The following is a 23460-nucleotide window of genomic DNA, read 5'->3' on the forward strand; positions in this document are numbered from 1 at the left end:
AATATAAATGTTTTTCTTTTAAATAAAAGGAAGATTTATTTTTTTTTGTAGAAATTAAAGGATTAAATTACTTCGGGAGGTTTTTATGCTTACATTCGAACATTTTATTATGGATTTTTTTAAAGTTTTTCTACACTGGTTAGCTTTTTTCTTTACAGCTCTTTCTATTGGTGTTATCTGTTTTGGTTTTTTAAAAAGTTTAAAACTTTTATTTCCCAATAAAGAGAAATTAAGTTTTAGTAAAATTATGAGAGATAACTTTGATAAATATATTTTAGTCGGTTTGCAATTTCTGATTATCGCAGATATTATCGACACAATTATATTAAGAGATCTTCAAAACATAATTTTAGTTTTACTTATTGTAATTATAAGAACCATCATGAGTTGGGAGATTGAGAAGCATAAAAGCTGAAACTTTTCACAAGGTTTCAGCTTTTATGCTATTGACAATATTTTTTTAGTGTGCTACATTAAAGGTATTAACTAGTTTTAGGTGTAATTGTGTACACTATTAAATCACAATATATTATTTCGACATATTATTTAAGGAGATATTAAGAATGAAAAAAATCGTTGTTGTTGGAAGCATTAACATGGATTTAGTTACAATTTGTGAGAGAGCACCTCGTGGTGGAGAAACTCTTTTAGGTAAAAAATTCATGCAGATTCCTGGTGGAAAAGGAGCTAATCAAGCTGTTGCTATTGGAAAAATGAACAGCTCAGTAACTATGCTAGGAAAAATTGGTAAAGAGGGTATGGGAGATATTCTTTTAAACTCTATGAAAAAAGATGGAGTAGACGTTTCTAACATTGAATATTGTGATGAAGCTACTGGTATTGCGAAAATTATCGTTGAAGAGAATGGACAAAATAGAATAATCGTTGTTCCTGGTGCAAACTACTCTGTAGATAACGATTATATAGATAGACATATTGAAACTATAAAAAACTGTGACATAGTTGTTGCTCAACTAGAGATTCCAGTTGAAACTGTAAAATATTCTTTAAAATTAGCTAAAGAGTTAGGGAAAACTACAATTTTAAACCCTGCTCCAGCTAGAGAACTTGATTCTGAAATCATTAGTAACTCTGATTATATTATTCCAAACGAAACTGAATTAGAGATTTTATCTGGAATTCCTGTAACAGATGAGGAAAGTGTTGTGAAAGCAGCTCATATTCTACTAGACAAAGGTGTTAAAGGACTGATTGTAACTTTAGGAAGTAAAGGATGCATGTTTATAAGTAAAGAGATTAAAAAATCTTTCCCTGCTTATAAAGTAAAAGCTATTGATACAACTGCTGCTGGTGATAGTTTCATTGGTGGATTCGTAAATGGTTTAGCTGCTGGATTAACTTTTGAAGAGGCAATCGATAGAGGAACTCGTGTTGCAGCAATCTCTGTAACTAGAATTGGAGCACAAACTTCTATCCCAACTCTAGAAGAAGTATTAAATTTTAAAGGAGAATAGTAATGAAAAGAGGAAGACTTTTAAATAGCGAATTATCTTATGAAATATCAAAAATTGGACATACATCACACATAACTGTTTGTGATGCAGGCCTTCCATTCCCAAAAGGAGTTAAAAGAATTGATCTAGCTATAGAAGCTGGATTCCCTAGTTTTATAAAAACTTTAGATGCTATTCTTTCTGAGATGATGGTTGAAGAGGTTGTTTTAGCAGAGGAGATTAAAACTATAAATCCTACTGTTTATAATGAAATTCTTGAAACTTTCCAAAAAAATGGAATGAACCCTAAAATCAGTTTTGTAACTCATACAGAGTTTAAAGAGACTACAAAAGATAGTGAAGCGATTGTTAGAACTGGAGAGTGTACTCCTTATGCAAATATAATTTTAAAGTCAGGAGTAGTTTTCTAAAATGAATAAAGAGATTATTTTAAAAATGGAAGGTATACATAAATCTTTCCCTGGTGTTAAAGCTTTAGATGGAGCTTCTTTAAACGCTTACAAAGGAAGAGTTATGGCTTTGATGGGAGAAAACGGTGCTGGTAAATCCACTCTTATGAAAATAATGACTGGTATATACACTAAAGATGCTGGAACTGTGGCCTTCAAAGGAAAAGAGGTTGCCTTCAAGGGAACAAAAGATTCACAAGAGGCTGGAATAGCTATAATTCACCAAGAGCTAAATCTAATCGGACATATGAGTATAACTGAAAATATATTTTTAGGAAGAGAGCTTACTAATAGTTTTGGAAAAATTGATTGGACTCTTATGCATAGAGAAGCTAGAACTTTACTAGATCTTTTAAATGTTGAAGATAGCGAGAAAACTCTTATTAAAGATTTGACAATTGGAAAAATGCAGATGATAGAGATTGCTAAAGCTCTTTCTCAAAATGCTAAACTTATAGTTATGGATGAGCCAACTGATGCTCTAACTGATAAAGAAACTGAAAGTCTTTTCAATGTTATAAGAGAACTTACTTCAGAAGGAAGAAGTATCATCTATATATCACACAGATTAAAAGAGATTCCTGCAATCTGTGACGACATTACAGTTTTAAGAGATGGAAAGTTTATCTCTGAAGCTGAAGTTAAAGATATAGATGAAAACTACATTATACAAAGTATGGTTGGAAGAACTCTTGATGAGCAATTCCCAAATGTAGTTGTAACTCCTGGCGATGAAGTTTTAAAAGTTGAAAACCTTTCTGGTGAATATGTTAAAAATGCATCGTTCACTTTAAGAAAAGGAGAGATTCTTGGAATTGCTGGTCTTATGGGAGCAGGAAGAAGTGAACTTGTTAAAACTATATATGGTTATTATAAAAAATCTTCTGGAAAAGTTTTTGTAGATGGAAAAGAGGTTAATATCACTTCACCTGAATCTGGAGTAAATAATGGAATAGCTTATGTTTCAGAGGATAGAAAAGGAGACGGTTTAGTTCTAGGGTTAAGCGTAAAAGAGAATATGACTCTTTCATCTTTAAAATTCTTCTCTAAAAAGTTTGGATTAAATAAAAAATCAGAAAATAACTCTGTTCAAGAATACATTGAAAAATTCAGTATAAAAACTCCTTCAGAGAATGCAATTATCAAAAACTTAAGTGGTGGAAACCAACAAAAAGTTGCTATAGCAAAAGCTCTTTTAACAAATCCTAAAATTCTTATTTTAGATGAACCAACTAGAGGAGTTGACGTTGGAGCTAAAAAAGAGATCTATGATGTTATAAACGAACTTAAAACTAAAGGTTTAAGTATAATTATGATTTCATCAGAGATGCCGGAAGTTATGGGATTAAGCGACAGAATCATGGTTGTCCATGAACACAAAATCAGTGGAACACTTTTAAAAGATGAGTTCACTCAAGAAAAAATAATGAGATATGCAGTAGGAGTTGAAAATAAATAATGTTAAAAAAAATATATAACAATAAACCTTTAATCGGGTTAATTGTTTTCTCTATAATAGTTTCATTCTTAAATCCAAGATTTTTATCTATGGGAAATATTTTAAATGTTTTAAGACAAACATCTATAAACTCAGTTATCGCTATTGGGATGACTCTTGTAATTTTAACAGGTGGAATCGATCTATCTGTTGGTTCTATTCTAGCTTTAACTGGAGCTATGGGAGCAAGTTTAATAGCTAATGGAGTTAATCCTGTACTTGCTATTTTTATAGCTATTGTTCTTGGTGCTATATTTGGTATTTTTAATGGATTATTAATATCTTATGCAAAACTTCAGCCTTTCATCGTAACTCTTGTTACTATGACTCTTTTAAGAGGAGCAACTCTTGTTTTCACAGATGGAAAACCTATCCCTGTTAGAGATGGCGGAGATTTCTTTGATAATATCGGTGGAGGATATATCCTTGATATTCCTATTCCTATCTATATTATGATTGCTCTTTTCATTGCTGGATACTACATTTTAAATAATCTGAAATTTGGTAGATATATCTATGCTATTGGTGGAAACGAAGAAGCAACTAAACTTTCTGGAGTAAACACTTCTAAATATAAAACTCTTGTTTATGGAGTTGCAGGAGCTCTCTCTGCATTAGCGGGTGTTATCATCACATCTAGACTTGGTTCTGCTCAACCTACCGCTGGATCTGGTTATGAATTGGATGCTATCGCTGCTGTTGTTCTTGGAGGAACATCACTGGCTGGTGGAATTGGAAGTATTGCTGGAACTGCCCTTGGTGCAATTATCATAGGTGTTTTAGGAAACGCTTTAAACCTTTTAAATGTTTCGTCATACTATCAAATGATGGTAAAAGCTGCTGTAATTCTTATTGCGGTTTTAATAGATAAAAAATCTTCAAAATAACAGTATTTAAAATAAAAAAATGGGTGGTTAATTATGAAAAATAGATTGAAGTATTTAGGATTTATGACTCTAGTTTTAGGAATGAGTACTCTTGCTGAAGCTGCAAAAATTGGATTTGTTGTTTCAACACAAGATAACCCTTTCTTCGTTACTCTTAAAGAGGGAGCAGTTTCTAAAGCCAAAGAGATGGGACATGAGATTATAGTTTTAGACTCTCAAAATGACCCTTCTAAAGAGTTAGGAAATGTTGAGGATCTACTTATAAATAAAATAGACGTTTTACTTATAAACCCAACTGATTCTGATGCAGTTATATCATCAGTTAAAGCTGCTAACCGTCGTAAAGTACCTGTAATAACTTTAGATAGAGCTTCTAACAGTGGAAAAGTGGTAGCTCACATTGCATCTGATAACATTGCTGGTGGAGAGTTAGCTGGAAACTTTATCATCGAAAAGTTAGAGGGAAAATCAGTTAAAGTTGTTGAACTTGAAGGAATTCCTGGAACAACTGCTGCTCGTGATAGAGGAGAAGGGTTTAATAAAGCTGCTGCTGGAAAATTAGATATAGTTGCTAAGCAAGCTGCTGATTTTGATAGAACAAAGGGGCTTAATGTTATGGAAAACATACTTCAAGGTCAATCTGAAATCAATGCTGTTTTTGCTCATAACGATGAGATGGCTCTTGGAGCTTTAAGAGCTATTGAAGCTGCGGGTAAAAAAGATGTTTTAATCGTTGGCTTTGATGCTACAGAGGACGCTGTTAAAGCCGTTAAAGAGGGTAAATTAGCTGCAACAGTTGCACAAAAACCTGGAGAAATTGGTGCAGAGGGTATTATTGCTGCTGATAAAGTAATAAAAAAAGAAAATATTCCTACATTTATTCCTGTACCTTTAGAGCTAGTAACACAATAGTTTAAACATATTTAGAATAAATTTTGAGCTTTTTTATAGTAGTGTGACTTTAATCACACTACTTTTTTTTATTTAAAAGTATTATAATAGATAAAATACTTGTATACCAAGGAGGAGATGTATTATGAATAAAATTCAAACGACTTGCAACTATTGTTCGCTTGCTTGCAACATGGATTTTTATGTGGAGAACGGATCTATTAAAAAGGTTGTTCCATCTGAAAAATATCCTGTTAATAAAGGTTTCAGCTGTATTAAGGGGCTTAACTTAGATAAGCAACTTACTTCAGATGATTTTCCTAAAAACCCTATACTAAAAACATCTACCGGAAGAGAGGAGATATCTTGGGACTCTGCTTACTCACTTTTCAGCCAAAAATTAAAAGATATCACAGAGAAGTATGGTAAAGAAAGTGTAGCTGCTATAAGTACTGGTCAACTTGCCTTAGAAGAGATGGCTTTAGTTGGACATGTTTTTAGAAACTATGTAGGTGGACAACTAGATGGAAATACAAGACTTTGTATGGCAACTTCGGTTGTAGCTCATAAGCAAAGTTTTGGTTTTGATGCTCCTCCTTATACTTTAAACGATTTTGAACTTTCTGACACAATCATTTTTACTGGAGCTAACCCTGTTGTAGCTCATCCTATCATCTGGGATAGAGTAAGAAAAAATAAAAATAAAAATAAAAAAGTTATCGTTATAGATATCAGAAAAAGTGAAACAGCTATGAATGCTGACTATTTCTTCTGCATAAAACCAAAAAGTGATCTTGTTCTTTACTATACTATAGCTAACTACTTAATCGAAAAAAATTGGATAGACAACTCATACATAGAAAATTTCTCTGAGAACTTTGAAGATTTCAAAAAGCATGTAAGTAAGTTCTCAATAGATGATATTGAAGAAACTGTTGGAATTACAAAAGATCAGTTTATAACTTTAGCAACACTTATCCACGAAGGAGATGCCGTTTCTTTCTGGTGGACTATGGGTATCAACCAAAGTTACCAAGCTGTTAGAACTGCTCAAGGAATAATAAACTTAGCTGTTATGACTGGAAATATTGGAAGACCTGGAACAGGAGCTAACTCTATAACTGGGCAATGCAACGCTATGGGTTCTCGTTTATTCAGTAACACTACTGGACTTTATGGTGGTGGAGAGTATGCTGATGAAGCTAAGAGAAAAGTTGTTGGAGAAGCTTTAGGTTTAGACCCCGCTATATTCCCAACAAAACCAACTTTACCATACAATGTTATTATAGAAAAAATAATCTCTGGAGAGATAAAAGCTCTTTGGATTCTTTGTACAAACCCTAGACACTCTTGGACAAATAACTATGAGTTCAAAAAAGCAATTGAAAAATTAGAACTTTTCGTTGTTCAAGATTTATATCCAAACACTGATAGTTCAGAGTTAGCAGATCTATTCCTACCAGTTGTATCTGGAATTCAAAAAGAGGGAACTCTTATTAACACAGAGAGAAGAATCTCTAAACTAAATCCAGTGCTGCCAAAACCAGAGGGAAGATTCACTGACTTTGAAGTTATATACAATTTAGGAAAAGCTTTAGGAATGGGAGATTTACTAAATGGTTGGGAAACTCCTGAGTTAGTTTTCAATAAGATGAAAGCTGTTACAAAAGGAACTCCTTGTGATATAACTGGAGTTAGCTATAAACTTTTAGAAGAGGGATATGGTGTTCAGTGGCCATTCCGTGAGGGTGAAGTTTTAGTTGATCATGAAAGAAGACTTTATGAAAATAATGAGTACTACACTCCTAGCAAAAAAGTTAAATTTATGTTTGAAGATATCGCTGAAAATCCTGTTCCAACAAACGCAGAGTTCCCATACGTTTTAAACACTGGAAGAGGAACTGTTGGTCAATGGCATACTCAAACTAGAACAAGAGAGATAACTTATGTAAATGATTCAACATCTAATAAATCATATATCTATATCTCTAAAAGCTTAGGAGAGAAATTAGGTATTGAAAATGGAGAGGAGATTCTTGTTCACTCTATCAATGGTAGAAGTAGTAAATTCTATGCACTACTTACAGAAAATCTGCCTCACGATGTTTTATATGCACCTATTCACTATATAGAAACAAATAATCTTACACTTTCTATATACGACCCTTACTCTAAAGAGCCATCATATAAATATGCACCTGTCTCTATAGAGAAGATTAATTAGGAGGGATTACTTTGAAAAGAATAAAAATAGATAGAAGTAAATGTATTGGATGCCTAACTTGTGTTAGTGCTTGCTTAGTTTCACACGACTCTGCCGACTCTAGAAATAGAGTCGTGCTGAGCAGTGATTTTAAATTCTCACCAATATTCTGTAGAAATTGTGATTTGCCAGAGTGTGTTTACACTTGTATGAGTGGAGCTATGAGAAAAGACAGTGAAACTGGTTATGTTACTTATGATAAAAAGAAGTGTGCTAGCTGCTATATGTGTATTATGGCCTGCCCATATGGAACTTTAAAAGAGGATAAAGCTACTAAAAAAGAGATTATGAAATGTAATATGTGTACACATAATCCTGACGGGCCACAATGTGTGGCTAAATGTCCAATGGCTGCTATCACTCTTGAGGAGGTTTAAAAATGAGATATGTTATAATTGGTGCTTCGGCTGCTGGAATAAATGGAGCTGAAAACCTAAGAGCTTTAGATAAAAATGCAGAGATTATTTTAATCTCAAAAGATACAGAAGTTTACTCTAGATGTATTCTTCATCACTATATTGGAAATATGAGAGATGTTGAAGGAATAAACTTTGTCGATAAAGATTTCTTCCAAAAAAACAATATAAATTGGATGAAAGGTAGAGAGGTTATCTCTTTAGATGAAAAAAATAAGTCTATACAATTAGATAACGGTGAAGTTGTAACTTATGACAAAGTTTTGATTGCAACTGGTTCTAGACCATTCTTCCCTCCTCTTGAAAATATTCATGGAAAAACGAATATTGTTGGTTTAAAATCTTTAGATGACTGTAATACAATTTTAGAACTTTCTAAAACTAGCAAAAACATAGTTGTTGTTGGAGCAGGGCTTATCGGTATGGATGCTGTTGTTGGATTGCTACATAATGAAAATGTAGATGCTAAAATTTCGCTAATTGAGATGGCAGATAGATTGCTTCCACTTCAACTGGATAAAGAAGCTTCTTTAGCTTATGAAGAAAAAATGATTGAACATGGAGTGGATCTACACTTCACTTCAAAAGTAACAGGTCTTGATGTAAATCCTGAAAATGACTCACTGATAAATGGATTATATTTTGAAACTACTAGAGAGGACAGAACTGATATCGAGCACATCCCAGCAGATTTAGTTATAGTTTGTGCTGGTGTTCGTCCTAATATTCAATTTTTAGAAAATACATCTATTGCCACTGATAGATTGGGATTACTTTTCAATCCAAAAGGTGAAACAAATGTAAAAGATGTATATGGAGCTGGGGATGTAAGTGGTAGAGGAACTATCTGGCCTGTGGCTGTAAAAGAGGGGATTGCTGCAACATCAAATATGGCTGGAGTTGAAAGAGATATGGATGATTTCTTCTACGCAAAATCAACTATGAACTTCTTTGATATTCCTACTCTATCTTTAGGGTGTCACAGTGCATTTGATAAAATTGAAGGATTGACTGTTGAAAGCATCAGAGAAAGAAATGGTGTTTATAAAAAAATTGCTCATAAAGATGGACATATATATGGAGCTATAATTCAAGGTGACTTAGCTTACACAGGTGTACTAGCACAACTTATAAGACTTTATATAGATATATCAAAAATAAAAAAATCAGTATTCAATATTGATTATTCAGACTTCTTCAATATAGATTCAGAACTACAATTTGAATATAAAGACTAAAAACAAAAGGAGATGAAAATGATTAAAACAACACTTGATAGGCTTGAACGTTTTCCTGTAGGAGCTATCGCCACAACAGTTGGTGCATGTACTCTTGCAAACGCTTATCTACTACTAAACTTTACTCTTCTTAGAAGTATTTTTATGATTATTGGAATAGTAGTATTTATCTTAGCAACAATTAAAATATTTAGACACAAAGAGGCTTTTTTAGCAGAGTATAGCAATACAATTCCTGCTAGTTTATATGGAACATACTCTATGCTAGCGATGATCATAGGGGCATTTTTACTTCCATATAGCCCTTTCTTAGGAAAAAATCTATGGTTATTTGGAGTTTTCTTCCACGCATTTGCTATCTGTATATTCACATATAGAAATGTAATTAAAAACTTCAAAATTGAAACTTTTGTACCTAGCTGGTTTGTTACTTATAATGGAATAATGGTTTCTGTTGTTGTTGGTGGAGCTATGAATGAACCTACTATTTTAAAATGGGTTACAATCTATGGTTTGATAGCTTTCTTCTCAATAATACCATTTATGATTAGAAGACTTATTACAAAACCGTTACCAGATATGGTTTATCACACAAAAGCTATTCTATTGGCACCGTCAAGTCTTTGTGCTATTAGCTATTTAAATGTTATGAAAGAACCAAATCTTAAAGTTGCTATTTTCCTTTATGGAATAGTTTTCATTACTCTGATCTCTATTCTATTAAGTATTCCAAAGTTCTTCAGTTTTAACTTCCATCCAGGATTTGCAGGAACTACCTTCCCAATGGCTGTTGGAACAGTTGCAACATTCAGAATGAGTGCTTACTTAGCGAGTATAAATCTTGTAGAATATTCAAATATACTTAGAAATATAGCTGGAATTCAACTTTATATCACTACCGGAATAATTTCATTCGTATTTTATAATTTCTTGAAAAAAGTTAAAGCCACTTCTAAATAAGAAGTGGTTTTTTTTCATACGCAAAATATTGTATTTTTCTATTTATCGAACATATAAAACTACAAAAAACCACTAGTCCACTTAAAGCAAAATAAAGTGTATTTTTTCTGAAAAAATTATATTGCTTTTTCCTAATTTTAATGATATATTTATGAGGCATTTCATTTAATTTTTATGTCAAGGGGAGGAATAGTGGGCATTAATTTTATGCTTTTAATTTTCATCGTATTTCAAATAGGAGTATTTTTAAAGTATTTACAAGTAAAAAAGCAATTAACAAAAGATGATTTAACAAAGCTATATAGCAGAAAAACTTATAACGAGTTTTGTAAATCGAAAAACTCTAGTACAGGGGTTACATTTTTATTAAATCTTAATAATTTTAAAAAAGTAAATGATCTATACGGTCATGAAGAGGGAGATCTAGTTTTATCTCAAACAAGTATATTCTTAAAACAAATCTTTATAAAAGATGAGATTTTTAGAATTTCTGGAGACGAGTTCTACATATTTTCATATAATATCAAAAATCCTTCAGATAAAATAGAAAAACTAAGAGAGTTATTTTCTAACTCTTTTTTAATGAAAAAATATAATGTTTCATTTACTTTAGGTTATCATAAAAAATCTAGTTGTATCTCACTACATGAATCTTTAAAGTGCTCTGATATGGCTATCGCAGCAATCAAAAAAAACAGTGAACTTTGGTATAAAGAGGCAACAAGCAACTTTATTGAAAGAGCAAGAAGAAATGAAAAAATCAAATCTCTTCTTGAAACTTCAATAAACAACGAGTTTTATGCTGTTTTTCAACCTAAATACAATCTTAGTGACAATACTTTAAGCGGTGCTGAAGCTCTAGCTCGTTGGGAAAATCATGAACTTAAGTTTATAAGTCCTGCAGAGTTTATTCCTTTAGCTGAAAAAATGGGAATTGTTTATAAAATTGATTATAAAATCGCTGAAGAAGCTATAAAAAAAGTTGCATCTCTTTTAGATAAAAAATCTATTAAAAATGATTTTAGACTGTCATTTAATATGTCATCTGAAACTTTTATGAGAGAGGATATGATTCCATATATTTTTGATCTTCTAAATTTTTATAAAGTTGATGGAAAAAATATAGAGATTGAAATAACAAAAACTATGATTTTAACTAATTCAAAAACTACAATTGAAAGATTGGAAAAATTGAAAGAAAGAGATATACTTATATCTATGGATGATTTCACAGCTGGATATTCTACGGTTGGACTTCTAGCGACACTTCCAGTAGATATAGTAAAGTTTGATAGATCACTAATTTTAGCTATGAACGAAGATGAACAAAAAGGAAAAGTTATATACAAAGGTTTAGTTAAAATTATGAAAAGTTTAGGTTTAAAAATTGTTGCAGAGGGTATAGAAAAACAAGAGGATTTAGAATTTCTTATTCAAAACTCTGTCGAATATGGTCAAGGCTTCCTTTTAGGAAAGCCTCAAAGAGACTTTCTAAATTAGAAAGTCTCTACAGCTACTCCAAAATGATCAGAGATTACATCTCTATTTTTTCCATTAAAAATAACTTCACTAGATTTTATTTTTAATTCATCTCTATTACTTAAAATAAAATCTATTCTTTTTGAGGCATTACATTTTCCTTCCCATCCAGCTATAGCTCCAGGAACTGTAACTCCATCATCATTTTTTAAAGCATAGGAGTATGTATCCCTAAGCCCTCTTTCCAAAAGATAATCATATCCCTCTCCTCTAACATTGGCATCATTATTAAAATCCCCCATAAGAAAATATCTATTTCCTCTTTCATTCGCAAATTTTAATAAATCATCAACTTGCTTTTCAAAAGAGTTATCAGAATCATTCCACCAACCAAGATGACAGCTATAGAAATCTACAATCTCTTCCCCTATACTTTGTGATATCATAGTAAATTTTCTACTTTTCCAAAAATTAGTATCTTTTGAAGTTCCAATAAAATCACTTATATGCTCTTCAATCTCTCCTTTAAATAGAATGCCAGTCCCTTCATGAAAAACATCATAACCTATATGGTGATAATCCCAAACAAAGTTATAAATTACTCCTATTCTTTTCAACTCTTCACAAAGTATATATGCAAAATTACTTTCTCTCACATCACTATAGACAATTTTATCCGCTATAAGTTGATTCACCTCTTGTAACGCTATTATATCATACCCCTCTTGAACAATAACTTCGGCGAGGTATTTCATTTTTTCTATTTGATTTTCCTCCTGCCATGAGTGACAGTTCAAAGTAAGTAGTTTCATTTTATTTATCTCCCTAGTATATCTATTATTTTACATTTTAATATATCTGCTTTTGGTCCATATATAGCTTGAACTCCACAGTCTTTCACTATAAGACCTATCGAACCTGTTTTTTTCCAAAGGTTTTTATCTCCAACAACTTCTGAATTTTTGACTGTAACTCTAAGTCTAGTCATACACGCATCTACTTCAACTATATTTTCACTTCCACCTAAAAGTTCTATAATTTTAACAGGAATCATATCTGCTGATTCTGAAACCTCTTTCTTCTCTGTAACCGCTTCTTCATCATCAATATAGTTTCCTTTTCTTCCCGGTGTTGGTAAATCATATCTTTTAATAATAAAGTTGAATAAAGAGTAGTTCAAGAAGAAAAATCCTCCACAAGCTATAACAAAGTTTATCAAATCTCTATATAATCCTGCTTTTATCATCAGCGGTAAACGAGATAGTAACTCAAGAGATCCAAACGAGTGAACTCTTAAAGATATTATATCCACAAGAGCAAAAGCTACTCCTGTTAAAACTGCATATGCAACATACAATACTGGAGCTACGAACATAAACATAAATTCTATCGGTTCAGTTACTCCTGTTAAAAATACAGCTAACATAGATGATAAAAATATTGTTTTATACTGAGCTTTTTTATCACTATCTACATTATTTAACATCGCAAGTCCAATTCCTAACAGCGAAGCTGTTGAAAGAATCACTTGTCCAGCTTTAAATCTTGCAGGTACAACTGTTTCTAAAAGATTTTTATAACCTGCAATATCTCCTGCAGATTTCAGATTATTTAAATCAGTTATCCAAGCTAACCAGATTGGATCTTGCCCAGCCATTACACTTCCCGCTGCTGCTCCTGTTAAAACTGTATATGTTCCTCCAAGTTCTGTATAGTTCATAGGAATTGTTAACATATGATGTAATCCAAATGGCAGCAGTAATCTTTCCAAAGCTCCGTAGACAAATGGTGCAAGAACTGGTGCTGTATTTCTAGAAGTTGCTATCCATTCTCCAAAACTGTTTAGTCCCCACTGAACGAATGGCCAAACAAGCGATAAAATTGTTGCCATTACAAACGAACCAAATATAACTACAAATGGGACAAATCTTTTTCCATTGAAAAATGCTAAAGATTTTGGTAACTTATCAAAGTTTTGATATTTATTAAATAGTACCGCTCCTAAGAATCCTGATAGTATTCCTACGAAAACTCCCATATTTAAAGCTGGTGCACCCATAACGCTCGTGAAATAGTTTTTAACTAGCAACTCTTGCCCTGTAAGTGATTTTACAATAGCATCTGGATTGCTTAAAATCGCTCCATTTATACCAAATATGGCTCCTGTGATTCTATTCGTAAGTATAAATGCCATAACTCCTGCAAATGCTCCGCCAGCTTTCTCTTTTGCCCACGATCCCCCGATCGCCGCAGCAAAAAGAATATTCAAGTTTACTATGACTCCCCAACCCATATCCTCTATGATTCTTCCTAACATATCTAGTCCACTACTACCCAAAAGTTTTCCAATAGAAACCATAAGTCCTGCTGCAGGCATAACTGCTATAACCACAATTAAAGCCTTTCCTAATTTTTGCCAAAAATCAAATGATACTAAACCGTTCTTTTTCATTTTAACACTCCCCTATTATTAAATTTTATAAACTACACTTTCATAAGCTCTAATCTGAAACTCTTTAGATTCTCTAGTCATATTTTGATAATTAGATATCACTATGTTTTCATCTTTTAATTCAAACTCTGAAAGATCTAAAGTCTTCTCATTTTTACTCAGATTAGCTAAAACCAAATATTTTTTATCTTCTGATTCTCTTAAATATGCAAACACATCCTCATCACTTTCTAAAATCAGTTTAAAATCTCCATGTATTAAAGTTCTGCTTTCTTTTTTTAACTTTATCAAATTTTTATAATAGTTGTAAATAGAATTTTTATCATTCAGTTGATTTTTTACATTTATAACTCTATAATTCTCGTTTACTTTTAACCAAGGTTGTCCTAAAGTGAATCCAGCATTCTCTGAATCATCCCATTGCATAGGAGTTCTAGAGTTATCTCTAGATGTATTTGATAAAATCTCCAAAACATCTTTTTCCGGTACTCCAGCCTCTAGTTTTTCTTTTCCTTCATTTAAACTTTTTACATCTTTAAACTCTGAAAGTGAATCAAAATTTGTATTAGTCATACCTATCTCTTGTCCTTGGTATATAAAAGGAGTTCCCTTTTGTAAAAAATATGCTGTTGCAAAAGCTTTCGCTGATTCTGACCAATACTCCTTATCGTTACCCCATGTCGATGTACTTCTTGGTATATCATGATTCTCTATGAAAAGAGCATTCCACCCCTTATCTTTTAAAGCTATCTGCCACTTATTTAAAACATCTTTATATGCTTTTGGAGAAAATTCTGCTTTCCCCTCATAATCCCATAACTTTAGATGCTCAAACTGGAATATCATATTGAACTTTCCTCTTTTACTACAAACCCACTCATCGGAACTTTCAGCATCTACCCCATTCGCTTCTCCCACTGTAACTATATCATACTTATCAAAAGTTGACTCCTTTAGCTCTTTTAGGTATTTTTGGATTCCATCCACATTCATATGCATATCAAAAGAATCAACATATCTCTTTCCCAGAGGATTTGGCATATCCGGAAACCCTTCAGCTTTTTTTATATGACTTATTGCATCTACTCTAAATCCATCAATTCCTTTATCCAACCACCAATTCATCATTTTATAGACTTCTTTTCTCATATCCTCATTTTCCCAATTCAGATCTGGTTGTTTTTTAGAGAAAAGATGAAGATAGTACTCATCTGTTTTTGAGCAGTGCTCCCAAGCTGATCCTTTAAATATACTCTCCCAGTTATTTGGTTCAGCATCATCTTTTCCCTCTTTCCAAATATACCAATCACGTTTTGGATTGTCTTTTGATTCTCTGGCCTCTATAAACCATGGGTGCTCATCACTTGTATGATTTATAACAAGATCAATTATAAGTTTCATATCACGTCTATGAGTTTCAGCTAACAATCTATCAAAATCTGACATATTTCCAAACTCTTCTAAAATATCTTTATAATCACTGATGTCATATCCATTATCATCATTTGGACTCTTAAAAAACGGAGATACCCAAATCAAATCAATACCTAACTCTTTTAAGTAATCTAACTTTTCAATTATACCATTTAAGTCCCCAATTCCATCTCCATTAGAATCTTTAAAACTTCTTGGATAGATTTGATAACCCACAAGTTCTTTCCACCACATTTTATCTCCTCCAATTTTGTGCAAACGTTTGCCTTTTTTTATGAAACCATTCTAGCATTTTTTTAAAAATTTGTCTATATACAAAACAAAAAAGTTGCAAAAAAGTTACTACATGCTTTTTTACAACTTTATTTTAATATTATTACAACTCTATATTCACCACTCTGCTACTATTTTCAGATTTATCTTCGATATAATCAATCAAAATATCGACAGCCTCTATTCCTAACTTTTCAGGTTTTATATCTACTAAATAAACTTTTTCACGCCAACTCTCTTTTAAATTCGTCTTATTGAAACTTACAATATTTACATCATAATTTTTCTTCTCTTCTAAATATTCTAAAAATCCTTTCAATAGATTATCTTCAGAGATTATAAAATTCTTAGGATTTTCCAATTTAAATATTTCTTTAGCTAAACGATACCCCTCTTCTCTTGAAAAATCATTTCCTAAAAAGATTTCACTTTCCAACCCTAACTCATTTGAAGCAGATTGAAATCCATCTATACGATTGTTTGTCATTGTTAATTTTTTATCTCCTCCAACAAAAAATATCTTTGATTTTTCCAATCTCTTTATTGAAGGAAATAAAATCTTTTTTACAGCTTCATAAGTAGCTTTCAAATTGTCATTATCAACCCATAAAACCCCATCTTTATTTTCTGGTTCACCTATTATAACAAAAGGAAATTTTAACTCTTTCAAAAATTCTATACTTTTATCCTCTTTTCTAGTCGACATCAAGCAAATCCCATCTACAAATCCACTTTCAACGAGTTTTTTAGTACTCTCATACTCCTCTTTTTCATTTTTACAAAAGTCATACATAATATAGTAATCTCTTTCTTTAGCTTTTAAACTTATCCCTTGCATAATCTCTATAAAAAATGGACTCGAAAATAGTTTTATAGCTTCTTCAGGCATAATAACTCCAAGAACTCCACTTTTTTTCTTCACTAAACCTCTTGCCATTATATTCGGTTTATAATTTAATTTTTTTATTGATTCTCTAACTTTCTCTTTTGTACTTTCACTTATTTTAGAGCTATCAGATATCACTCTTGAAACTGTTGAAATAGAAACTCCTGCATCTATAGCAATCTCTTTTATTGTTATTTTCATTTTTCTAGCTCCCTATAACTTTATTTTTTTACATTATAGCGAACTTTTTTGTATTTACAAAACATTTTTTATTTCAATTTTATTTTTTAGTAGATTTTTTTTTATAATATAAGTATAATATAATGCACTAATATAATTACAAATCATTAATTATAAATATAAGGGAGGGTTATGTAAAATTATGTCTAATATAAATTTCTTTGAAAAAATAAGTTGTAGTGCTTTAATCTGTAAAAATGACCCTTATTCTACAATACTTCAGGCAAACTCTGCTTTTTACAAATTAATTGGATATACTAAAGAGGAGATGTTTCAACTTTTTGAAAATAAATTTTCTGAGTTAGTCATAGATGATCTAGAAGAGATCTTAAAAAAAATCGGTAATGCAGTAAAAGATAAAAATGTTTTGGATTATGAATATAGAATAAAAAATAAAAATGGAGATATCTTGTGGATTCACGATATAGCAACATATAATCCAGAAGATGATCTTTTTTATGTTGTTATTATGGATATTACATATCGTGAAAACATCTTAAAAAATATCTCTAAATCTTCAGAACTTGATTCTTTATCTAAACTTTTAAATAGAGGTGCTTTAGAAAAAAGAATTGAAAAAAAGATTTCAAATAAAAAAACTGAATCTCAAGCTATATTTCTGATTGATTTAGACAATTTCAAACAACTCAATGATACTATGGGACACCAAGTTGGAGATGAAATTATAAAAATAACTGGTGAAAAACTAAAATTAATTTTTGGAAAAGATTCTATTGTTGGTCGACTTGGAGGAGATGAATTTATTGTTTACTTAGATAATCCTTCTTCTGAAAAGCTACTTCATCATTATGCTGAAAACATTTTAAATAACTTAAAATTTGATTCAAATAACATTATTATCGAATCATCTATAGGTGTCATTTATGACAAAAATAAAATTTATAACTTCGATAACTTATATAAATTTTCAGATATTGCACTTTATGAAGTCAAAAATAAAAAAAAGGGCAATTATATACTAAAAAGTATTTGAATTCCAAAAATAAATGAAATATACTTAGAGGCTTTTTATTGAGCCTCTTTTTTTATATTTATCTAAATTTATACATAGAAATTTGAACGTAACATGTTACGTTCTTTGTAATGTGTGTTTTTAAACCTTCAAGTATTGATTATGAACTTTTTTTATTGTATACTCAGATTAACAAAGGATCCTAGAAAAAAATTAGGAGGTACAAAATGTTAAAATTCTTTCAAAGATTAGGTGGGGCACTTTTTGCACCTGTGCTACTTTTCCCGTTTGCAGGTTTAACAGTTGCTTTAACTATTATTTTAAAAAATCCAGATTTCGTTGGTTCTCTTGCAGATCCAAATGGTACTTTCTACAAACTTGTTTACATAATCGAAGAGGGTGGTTGGACAGTATTTAGACAGCTTCCATTAATTTTCGCTGTTGGTTTACCTATTGGTTTAGCTAAAAAAGCTCATCCGAGAGCTTGCTTATCAGTTTTAGTAACTTATCTTACTTACAACTACTTTATTAATGCCATCTTAACATTTTGGGGGAGTAGTTTCGGAGTAGATTTCACACAAAATATCGGTGGCTTAAGTGGACTTACTACAATTGCAGGTATTAAAACTCTAGATACAAGTATTGTTGGGGCTATTGCTATCTCCGGTCTAACAATCTATATACACAATAAATTTTTCGATACAAAACTACCTGACTTTTTGGGTATATTCCAAGGAAGTGCCCTTGTTGGAATGATTGCCTTCTTAGCTATGATTCCAGCATCATACGTAACATGTTTGGTGTGGCCAAAAGTTCAGATGGGAATCTCATCTTTACAGCTACTGATGACATCATCTGGAACTTTTGGAGTTTGGTTATACACTCTACTTGAAAGAATTCTTATTCCTACTGGACTACATCACTTTGTTTATGGTCCATTTATATTCGGACCAGCTGTTATTGATGGTGGTATTCAAGTAGCTTGGGCACAAAATTTATCGACTTTTGCAAACTCAACTCTGCCGTTAAAAGAACTTTTCCCTGCTGGTGGATTTGCACTACATGGAAACAGCAAAATGTTTGGAGCTATTGGTATAGCCTTAGCTATGTATAAAACAGCTCGGCCAGAAAAGAAAAAAGTCGTTGCTGGACTTCTAATACCAGCTGCACTTACAGCTGTTTTAGTTGGAATAACTGAACCATTAGAATTTACATTTCTATTTATTGCACCTTTCCTGTTTGCAATACATTCTGTTTTAGCAGCTACTATGGCCGCAGTTATGTATGCATTTGGAGTTGTTGGAAATATGGGATCAGGACTTATTGAAATTGCCGCTATAAACTGGATTCCACTTTTCAAAAATCATAGTTCTATAATGTTTACACAATTAGCAATTGGAATTGCTTTCATTCCTGTTTACTACTTTGTTTTCTCTTTCTTTATAGAAAAATTTAAGTTAAAAACTCCTGGAAGAGAGGATGAAGAGGAAGAAGTTAAACTTTATACAAAACAAGACTTTAAAAATAAAAAAGATTCTAAAAATGGAAATATTGTAGTTGAAAATGCTTATTTTGATCAAGCTTACTCTTTCCTTGAAGCTTTAGGAGGAGCTAGTAATATAGAGGTTGTAAATAACTGTGCAACTAGACTTAGAGTAACTGTTTTAAATGAAAGTTTAGTGGAAAATGATGCAACTTTCAGAGCCGCTGGTGCTCATGGTGTTGTTAGAAAAGGAAAATCATTCCAAATTATCGTGGGGTTATCTGTTCCACAAGTTAGAGATTGTTTTGAAGATTTAATGAATAAAGAGTTAGAAAATACAAAAAATTTAGTTAACGTATAGGAGGATTTATTATGAAAAAGTTTTCAATTTTAATCGCAGGTGGAGGAAGTACATTTACTCCAGGAATAATTTTAATGCTACTAGACAATTTAGACAAGTTCCCAATCAGACAGATTAAAATGTATGATAATGACGCTGAAAGACAAGCTAAAATTGGAGATGCTTGTGCAATACTTTTAAAAGAAAAAGCTCCAGAGATAGAGTTTAGTTATAGTACAAAACCAGAAGAGGCTTTCACTGATATAGATTTCGTTATGGCTCATATCAGAGTTGGAAAATATCCAATGAGAGAATTAGATGAAAAAATACCTTTAAAGCATGGAGTTGTTGGTCAAGAAACTTGTGGTCCTGGTGGAGTTGCTTATGGTATGAGATCTATCGGAGGAGTTATCGAACTGATTGACCACATGGAGAAATACTCTCCAAACGCTTGGATGTTAAACTATTCAAATCCAGCTGCTATAGTTGCTGAAGCTACAAGAAGATTAAAACCAAACTCAAAAGTACTTAATATCTGTGATATGCCAATTGGAATTGAAGTTAGAATGGCTGAAATTCTTGGATTAAATTCTAGAAAAGATATGGATATAATGTATTATGGTTTAAATCACTTCGGTTGGTGGAAATCTATAAAAGATAAAGCTGGAAACGATTTAATGCCAAAAATTAAAGAACATGTTGCAAAGTTTGGATACGTGGAGGATAAGGGGGATAACCAACACACAGATGCTAGCTGGAACGATACGTTTGCTAAAGCAAAAGATGTATACGCTGTAGATCCTACAACTTTACCAAATACTTACTTAAAATATTATTTATTCCCTGATTATGTTGTTCAACACTCTGATAAAGAGTATACAAGAGCAAATGAGGTTATGGATGGAAGAGAGAAATTTGTGTTTGGAGAGTGTGATAGAATAGTTAAAAATAAAACTTCAAAAGATACTGGTCTACATATAGATGAGCATGCTTCATATATAGTTGACTTAGCTAGAGCCATTGCTTTCAATACAAAAGAGAAGATGTTATTGATTGTGGAAAATAACGGCGCTATCGTTAATTTTGATTCAACTGCAATGGTTGAAATCCCATGTATAGTTGGAAATGGTGGTCCTGAGCCTTTAGTTATAGGAGCTATTCCTCAATTCCAAAAAGGACTTATGGAGCAACAAGTTTCTGTTGAAAAACTGACTGTTGAAGCTTGGATAGAGGGTTCTTACCAAAAGTTATGGCAAGCTCTGACTATGTCAAAAACTGTTCCAAGTGCAACTGTAGCTAAAGCAATTTTAGATGATTTAATAGCTGCAAACAAAGGATACTGGCCAGAATTAAAATAATAAAAAACTAAAGGGAACTATTTTACTAGTTCCCTTTTAAATATCCATCTATTAACTCTTCAAAGAAAAGAATACTATTTCCAAAAAAATCATTCTTCTCTAAATTCCTATCATCTAATAGATTACTATTTTTTACTACAAATGTTACTTCAGAAATTTTTTCCATACTACTTCCGACTATCCCTGTTATCACAATAATTGGAACACCATTCGCCTTTGCCTTATTACAAAGATTTAATATAGCTGCTGTTTCTCCTGATTTCGAAACAACAATTAGCAGTGGTTTCTCATCATAATCTCTCTCAACATTCTCCATATATTCAGACATCATTGAAAAATACCCTAAAACCATAAGTTTATCATTTATATATCTTGCTATATGAGCTGAAAATCCAACTCCATGAACAAATATAGCCCCTCGTTTTCTTCCTTTTAAAAGATTCCTAAACTTCATACCTTTTTGTAAAGTGAAGTCCTGACAATAACTGCTCTTTAAATCTTTCTCTGCTGAATTAGATTTAAGACTCAGCTCTAATCTATAAACCATATCGATAAACCCTTTATACCCCAACTTTTTAGAAAGATTCATAACCACAGAAGTAGAAGCAAAACACTCTTTTGCAACACCTCTAACTCCAACTTCTAAAGCTTTTTCAATGTTGTTTACAATATAGCTAAGTGCTAACTCCTCTGATTCTGTCAGATTATATCTTTCACCTAACTTATAGATATCTATCTCCATATTTCCCCATTCCTTTTTTATTTACTACTCCAAAAACAATTATAACATATAAAAATAACTGAATTCAATAAATGAACTCAGCTATTTTTTATATTGTTATTTCGCCCCAAAAATATAGTCATCTAAAAGATTTCTCATTTTTGTAACTCTTCCCCCGAAAACTATATGAACATTACTAGAATCTGGAACTATTACTCCATTAGGCTTAGTCTTTTTAATTAAATCTACATTAACTATTGAACTATCCTTTACCTCTATTCTAAGTCTTGAAATACAGTTATCAACTTCAACTATATTTTGTAATCCTCCAAGACCATCTATTAGATCTTTAACCTCACTATTTGCAGAGGTATTCTCAACTTTTGTATCTCCAGCTTTACAGCTTTCTTCATCTTGAGTATCTTCAAAGTCAGATGCATTTCTTCCTATTATCATAACATTGAACTTTTTTATTGTAAAACTATAAACAAAGTAATACATGATAAAGAATATTGGTCCGATTGCTAAGAATAGATGCCATTTTGTAACTGTTCCTTGCAGTGCTCCAAACACTATCCAGTCAATTAATCCACCTTGGATATTTCCAATTGTAACTTCTAGCATTGCTGGCACCATAAATGCAAGTCCTGCTAAAACAGAGTTCATAAACCAAAGTGCTGGTGATATAAATATAAATGTAAAATCAATTGGTTCTGTTATTCCTGTAAGTATAACTGCTGTTAATCCAGGTATGAAATACTTTAAGAACTTCTCTCTCTTTTCAGGTAAAGCACACTTATACATAGCAAATAGTGCTCCTGGCATTCCAAATACCATGTGTAAAATCTTTCCTTGAGCTAAGTAAACCGTAGCCTTTGGAGAGAATGGAAGGTGATTTTCTAACTCCGCAAAGTAGATGTTCAGACCTCCAACTTGAGTAGTTCCTGCCACATTCTCTATTCCACCAAGAGCTGTAAATCTAAACGCTTGGTTTAAAATGTGATGAAGTCCAGTTGGATTTATAGCTTTTTCTACAAATCCATATAAGAATACTCCAAATGTTCCTAACTTTGATATAATAGTTCCTAAGCTCATGATTGCATCATTTATTATTGGCCAGATATAAACTAAAGCCATTCCAACAAGTGGCATCATTAAAACTGTAGCTATCGGTACAAATCTTTTTCCACTGTAGAAACTTAGAGCTGGATGTAACTCCACCTGTCTAAATTTGTTGTGGATAGCTGCTCCTAAAAGACCAGCTATCATTCCACCAATAACATTCATATTATATACAAATATTCCTAAAACATTTGTGAATAGTGCGTTATGAAGAGTCGCCTCAATTTGACTCATCCCCATAAGATTGATTAGGTAGTTTATATCCGTTGTTTTCGGTGTATAACCCTGCATAGCTAGAAGATAGTTCATTCCAACAAGCATAGCTATATAACCTATAACTGATGAGTATACTGCTACCTCTTTATCTCTTTTAACAACCCCTAAAGGAATAGCCATTGCGAAAAGTAGTGGCAATTGAGCAAATGGCACTCCTGATAATTTTCTAATAAAACCTAAAACTAATTGTGCTGTATCCCCTTGTAAAAAAGGTAAAAACTTAACTATATTTGGATTTTGTAAAGCTGCTGATAACCCTAAAAATATCGCCATGAATGATAGGATTGATATTGGAAACAGCAGAGTCTTTCCAAAACTTTGAAGCTCTTTTTTTAACTTTTGCATT

Annotated in this window: 20 protein-coding genes; 14 read left to right on the top strand and 6 right to left on the bottom strand. The window is 31.9% G+C overall.

The genetic code is table 11. The features are described 5' to 3' along the window. Nucleotides 1-85: 85 nt before the first annotated feature. From L988_RS13300 to L988_RS09305, 11 genes are all read left to right on the top strand, one after another. Nucleotides 86-415, top strand: coding sequence for a DUF1622 domain-containing protein (locus L988_RS13300; RefSeq protein ID WP_052191785.1), 330 nt, complete (start codon nucleotides 86-88; stop codon nucleotides 413-415). Between the two features lie 148 nt (nucleotides 416-563). Further along, a complete protein-coding gene (gene rbsK, locus L988_RS09260) occupies nucleotides 564-1475 on the top strand; it encodes a ribokinase (protein WP_047383665.1) in 912 nt (303 codons plus the stop codon). 2 nt (nucleotides 1476-1477) lie between these two features. After that, nucleotides 1478-1885 carry a D-ribose pyranase gene (gene rbsD / locus L988_RS09265; protein ID WP_047383666.1) on the top strand — a complete coding sequence of 136 codons (408 nt, stop codon included), beginning with the start codon at nucleotides 1478-1480 and terminating at the stop codon, nucleotides 1883-1885. Nucleotide 1886: 1 nt separating this feature from the next. Next, nucleotides 1887-3383, top strand: a complete 1497-nt coding sequence (gene rbsA / locus L988_RS09270; RefSeq protein ID WP_047383667.1) for a ribose ABC transporter ATP-binding protein RbsA — start codon at nucleotides 1887-1889, stop codon at nucleotides 3381-3383. Continuing rightward, nucleotides 3383-4309, top strand: a complete 927-nt coding sequence (gene rbsC, locus L988_RS09275) for a ribose ABC transporter permease (protein WP_047383668.1) — start codon at nucleotides 3383-3385, stop codon at nucleotides 4307-4309. The genes rbsA and rbsC overlap by 1 nt, the downstream gene beginning before the upstream one ends. A 33-nt stretch (nucleotides 4310-4342) precedes the next feature. Beyond that, complete coding sequence (gene rbsB, locus L988_RS09280; protein WP_047383670.1) at nucleotides 4343-5221, top strand: ribose ABC transporter substrate-binding protein RbsB; 879 nt, start codon at nucleotides 4343-4345, stop codon at nucleotides 5219-5221. A gap of 124 nt (nucleotides 5222-5345) precedes the next feature. Then, complete coding sequence (locus L988_RS09285; RefSeq protein WP_047383671.1) at nucleotides 5346-7424, top strand: molybdopterin oxidoreductase family protein; 2079 nt, start codon at nucleotides 5346-5348, stop codon at nucleotides 7422-7424. Between the two features lie 11 nt (nucleotides 7425-7435). Further along, a complete protein-coding gene (locus tag L988_RS09290) occupies nucleotides 7436-7840 on the top strand; it encodes a 4Fe-4S dicluster domain-containing protein (protein ID WP_047383672.1) in 405 nt (134 codons plus the stop codon). A 2-nt stretch (nucleotides 7841-7842) separates the two neighbouring features. After that, complete coding sequence (locus L988_RS09295; protein WP_047383673.1) at nucleotides 7843-9117, top strand: NAD(P)/FAD-dependent oxidoreductase; 1275 nt, start codon at nucleotides 7843-7845, stop codon at nucleotides 9115-9117. An 18-nt stretch (nucleotides 9118-9135) separates the two neighbouring features. Then, nucleotides 9136-10077, top strand: coding sequence for a TDT family transporter (locus tag L988_RS09300; protein WP_047383674.1), 942 nt, complete (start codon nucleotides 9136-9138; stop codon nucleotides 10075-10077). A gap of 192 nt (nucleotides 10078-10269) precedes the next feature. Next, a complete protein-coding gene (locus tag L988_RS09305) occupies nucleotides 10270-11577 on the top strand; it encodes a bifunctional diguanylate cyclase/phosphodiesterase (protein ID WP_047383675.1) in 1308 nt (435 codons plus the stop codon). Here the strand turns inward: L988_RS09305 and L988_RS09310 are convergent. The 4 genes from L988_RS09310 to L988_RS09325 all read right to left on the bottom strand — a co-directional run bounded on the left by L988_RS09310 (nucleotide 11574) and on the right by L988_RS09325 (nucleotide 16802). After that, nucleotides 11574-12368, bottom strand: coding sequence for an endonuclease/exonuclease/phosphatase family protein (locus tag L988_RS09310; protein ID WP_047383676.1), 795 nt, complete (start codon nucleotides 12366-12368; stop codon nucleotides 11574-11576). The genes L988_RS09305 and L988_RS09310 overlap by 4 nt on opposite strands. Before the next feature lie 5 nt (nucleotides 12369-12373). After that, on the bottom strand, nucleotides 12374-14008 hold the full coding sequence (locus L988_RS09315; protein WP_047383677.1) for a PTS transporter subunit IIBC: 1635 nt from the start codon (nucleotides 14006-14008) through the stop codon (nucleotides 12374-12376). Between the two features lie 18 nt (nucleotides 14009-14026). Then, nucleotides 14027-15676 (bottom strand): alpha-glucosidase, encoded by a 1650-nt coding sequence (locus L988_RS09320; protein WP_047383679.1) that lies wholly within the window; start codon nucleotides 15674-15676, stop codon nucleotides 14027-14029. Nucleotides 15677-15818: 142 nt separating this feature from the next. Then, a complete protein-coding gene (locus L988_RS09325) occupies nucleotides 15819-16802 on the bottom strand; it encodes a LacI family DNA-binding transcriptional regulator (protein ID WP_047383680.1) in 984 nt (327 codons plus the stop codon). 181 nt (nucleotides 16803-16983) lie between these two features. On the opposite strand from L988_RS09325, the gene L988_RS09330 reads away from it, so the two are divergent. From L988_RS09330 to L988_RS09340, 3 genes are all read left to right on the top strand, one after another. After that, the gene (locus L988_RS09330; RefSeq protein ID WP_047383681.1) at nucleotides 16984-17835 is read left to right on the top strand and encodes a sensor domain-containing diguanylate cyclase; all 852 of its coding nucleotides are present in this window, start codon (nucleotides 16984-16986) and stop codon (nucleotides 17833-17835) included. A gap of 206 nt (nucleotides 17836-18041) precedes the next feature. Then, nucleotides 18042-19658, top strand: a complete 1617-nt coding sequence (locus L988_RS09335; protein ID WP_047383686.1) for an alpha-glucoside-specific PTS transporter subunit IIBC — start codon at nucleotides 18042-18044, stop codon at nucleotides 19656-19658. Between the two features lie 11 nt (nucleotides 19659-19669). After that, entirely contained in the window at nucleotides 19670-20995 is a 1326-nt protein-coding gene (locus L988_RS09340; protein ID WP_047383688.1) for a 6-phospho-alpha-glucosidase, read from the top strand. Nucleotides 20996-21020: 25 nt separating this feature from the next. On the opposite strand, the gene L988_RS09345 is transcribed toward L988_RS09340, so the two are convergent. Together L988_RS09345 and L988_RS09350 are read right to left on the bottom strand one after the other, a co-directional pair. Beyond that, nucleotides 21021-21737 carry a MurR/RpiR family transcriptional regulator gene (locus tag L988_RS09345; protein WP_047383690.1) on the bottom strand — a complete coding sequence of 239 codons (717 nt, stop codon included), beginning with the start codon at nucleotides 21735-21737 and terminating at the stop codon, nucleotides 21021-21023. A gap of 96 nt (nucleotides 21738-21833) precedes the next feature. Beyond that, nucleotides 21834-23459 carry a PTS transporter subunit EIIC gene (locus tag L988_RS09350; RefSeq protein ID WP_047383691.1) on the bottom strand — a complete coding sequence of 542 codons (1626 nt, stop codon included), beginning with the start codon at nucleotides 23457-23459 and terminating at the stop codon, nucleotides 21834-21836. Nucleotide 23460: the final 1 nt, after the last annotated feature.

Source organism: Cetobacterium sp. ZWU0022, from assembly GCF_000800875.1.
Lineage (GTDB): Bacteria > Fusobacteriota > Fusobacteriia > Fusobacteriales > Fusobacteriaceae > Cetobacterium_A.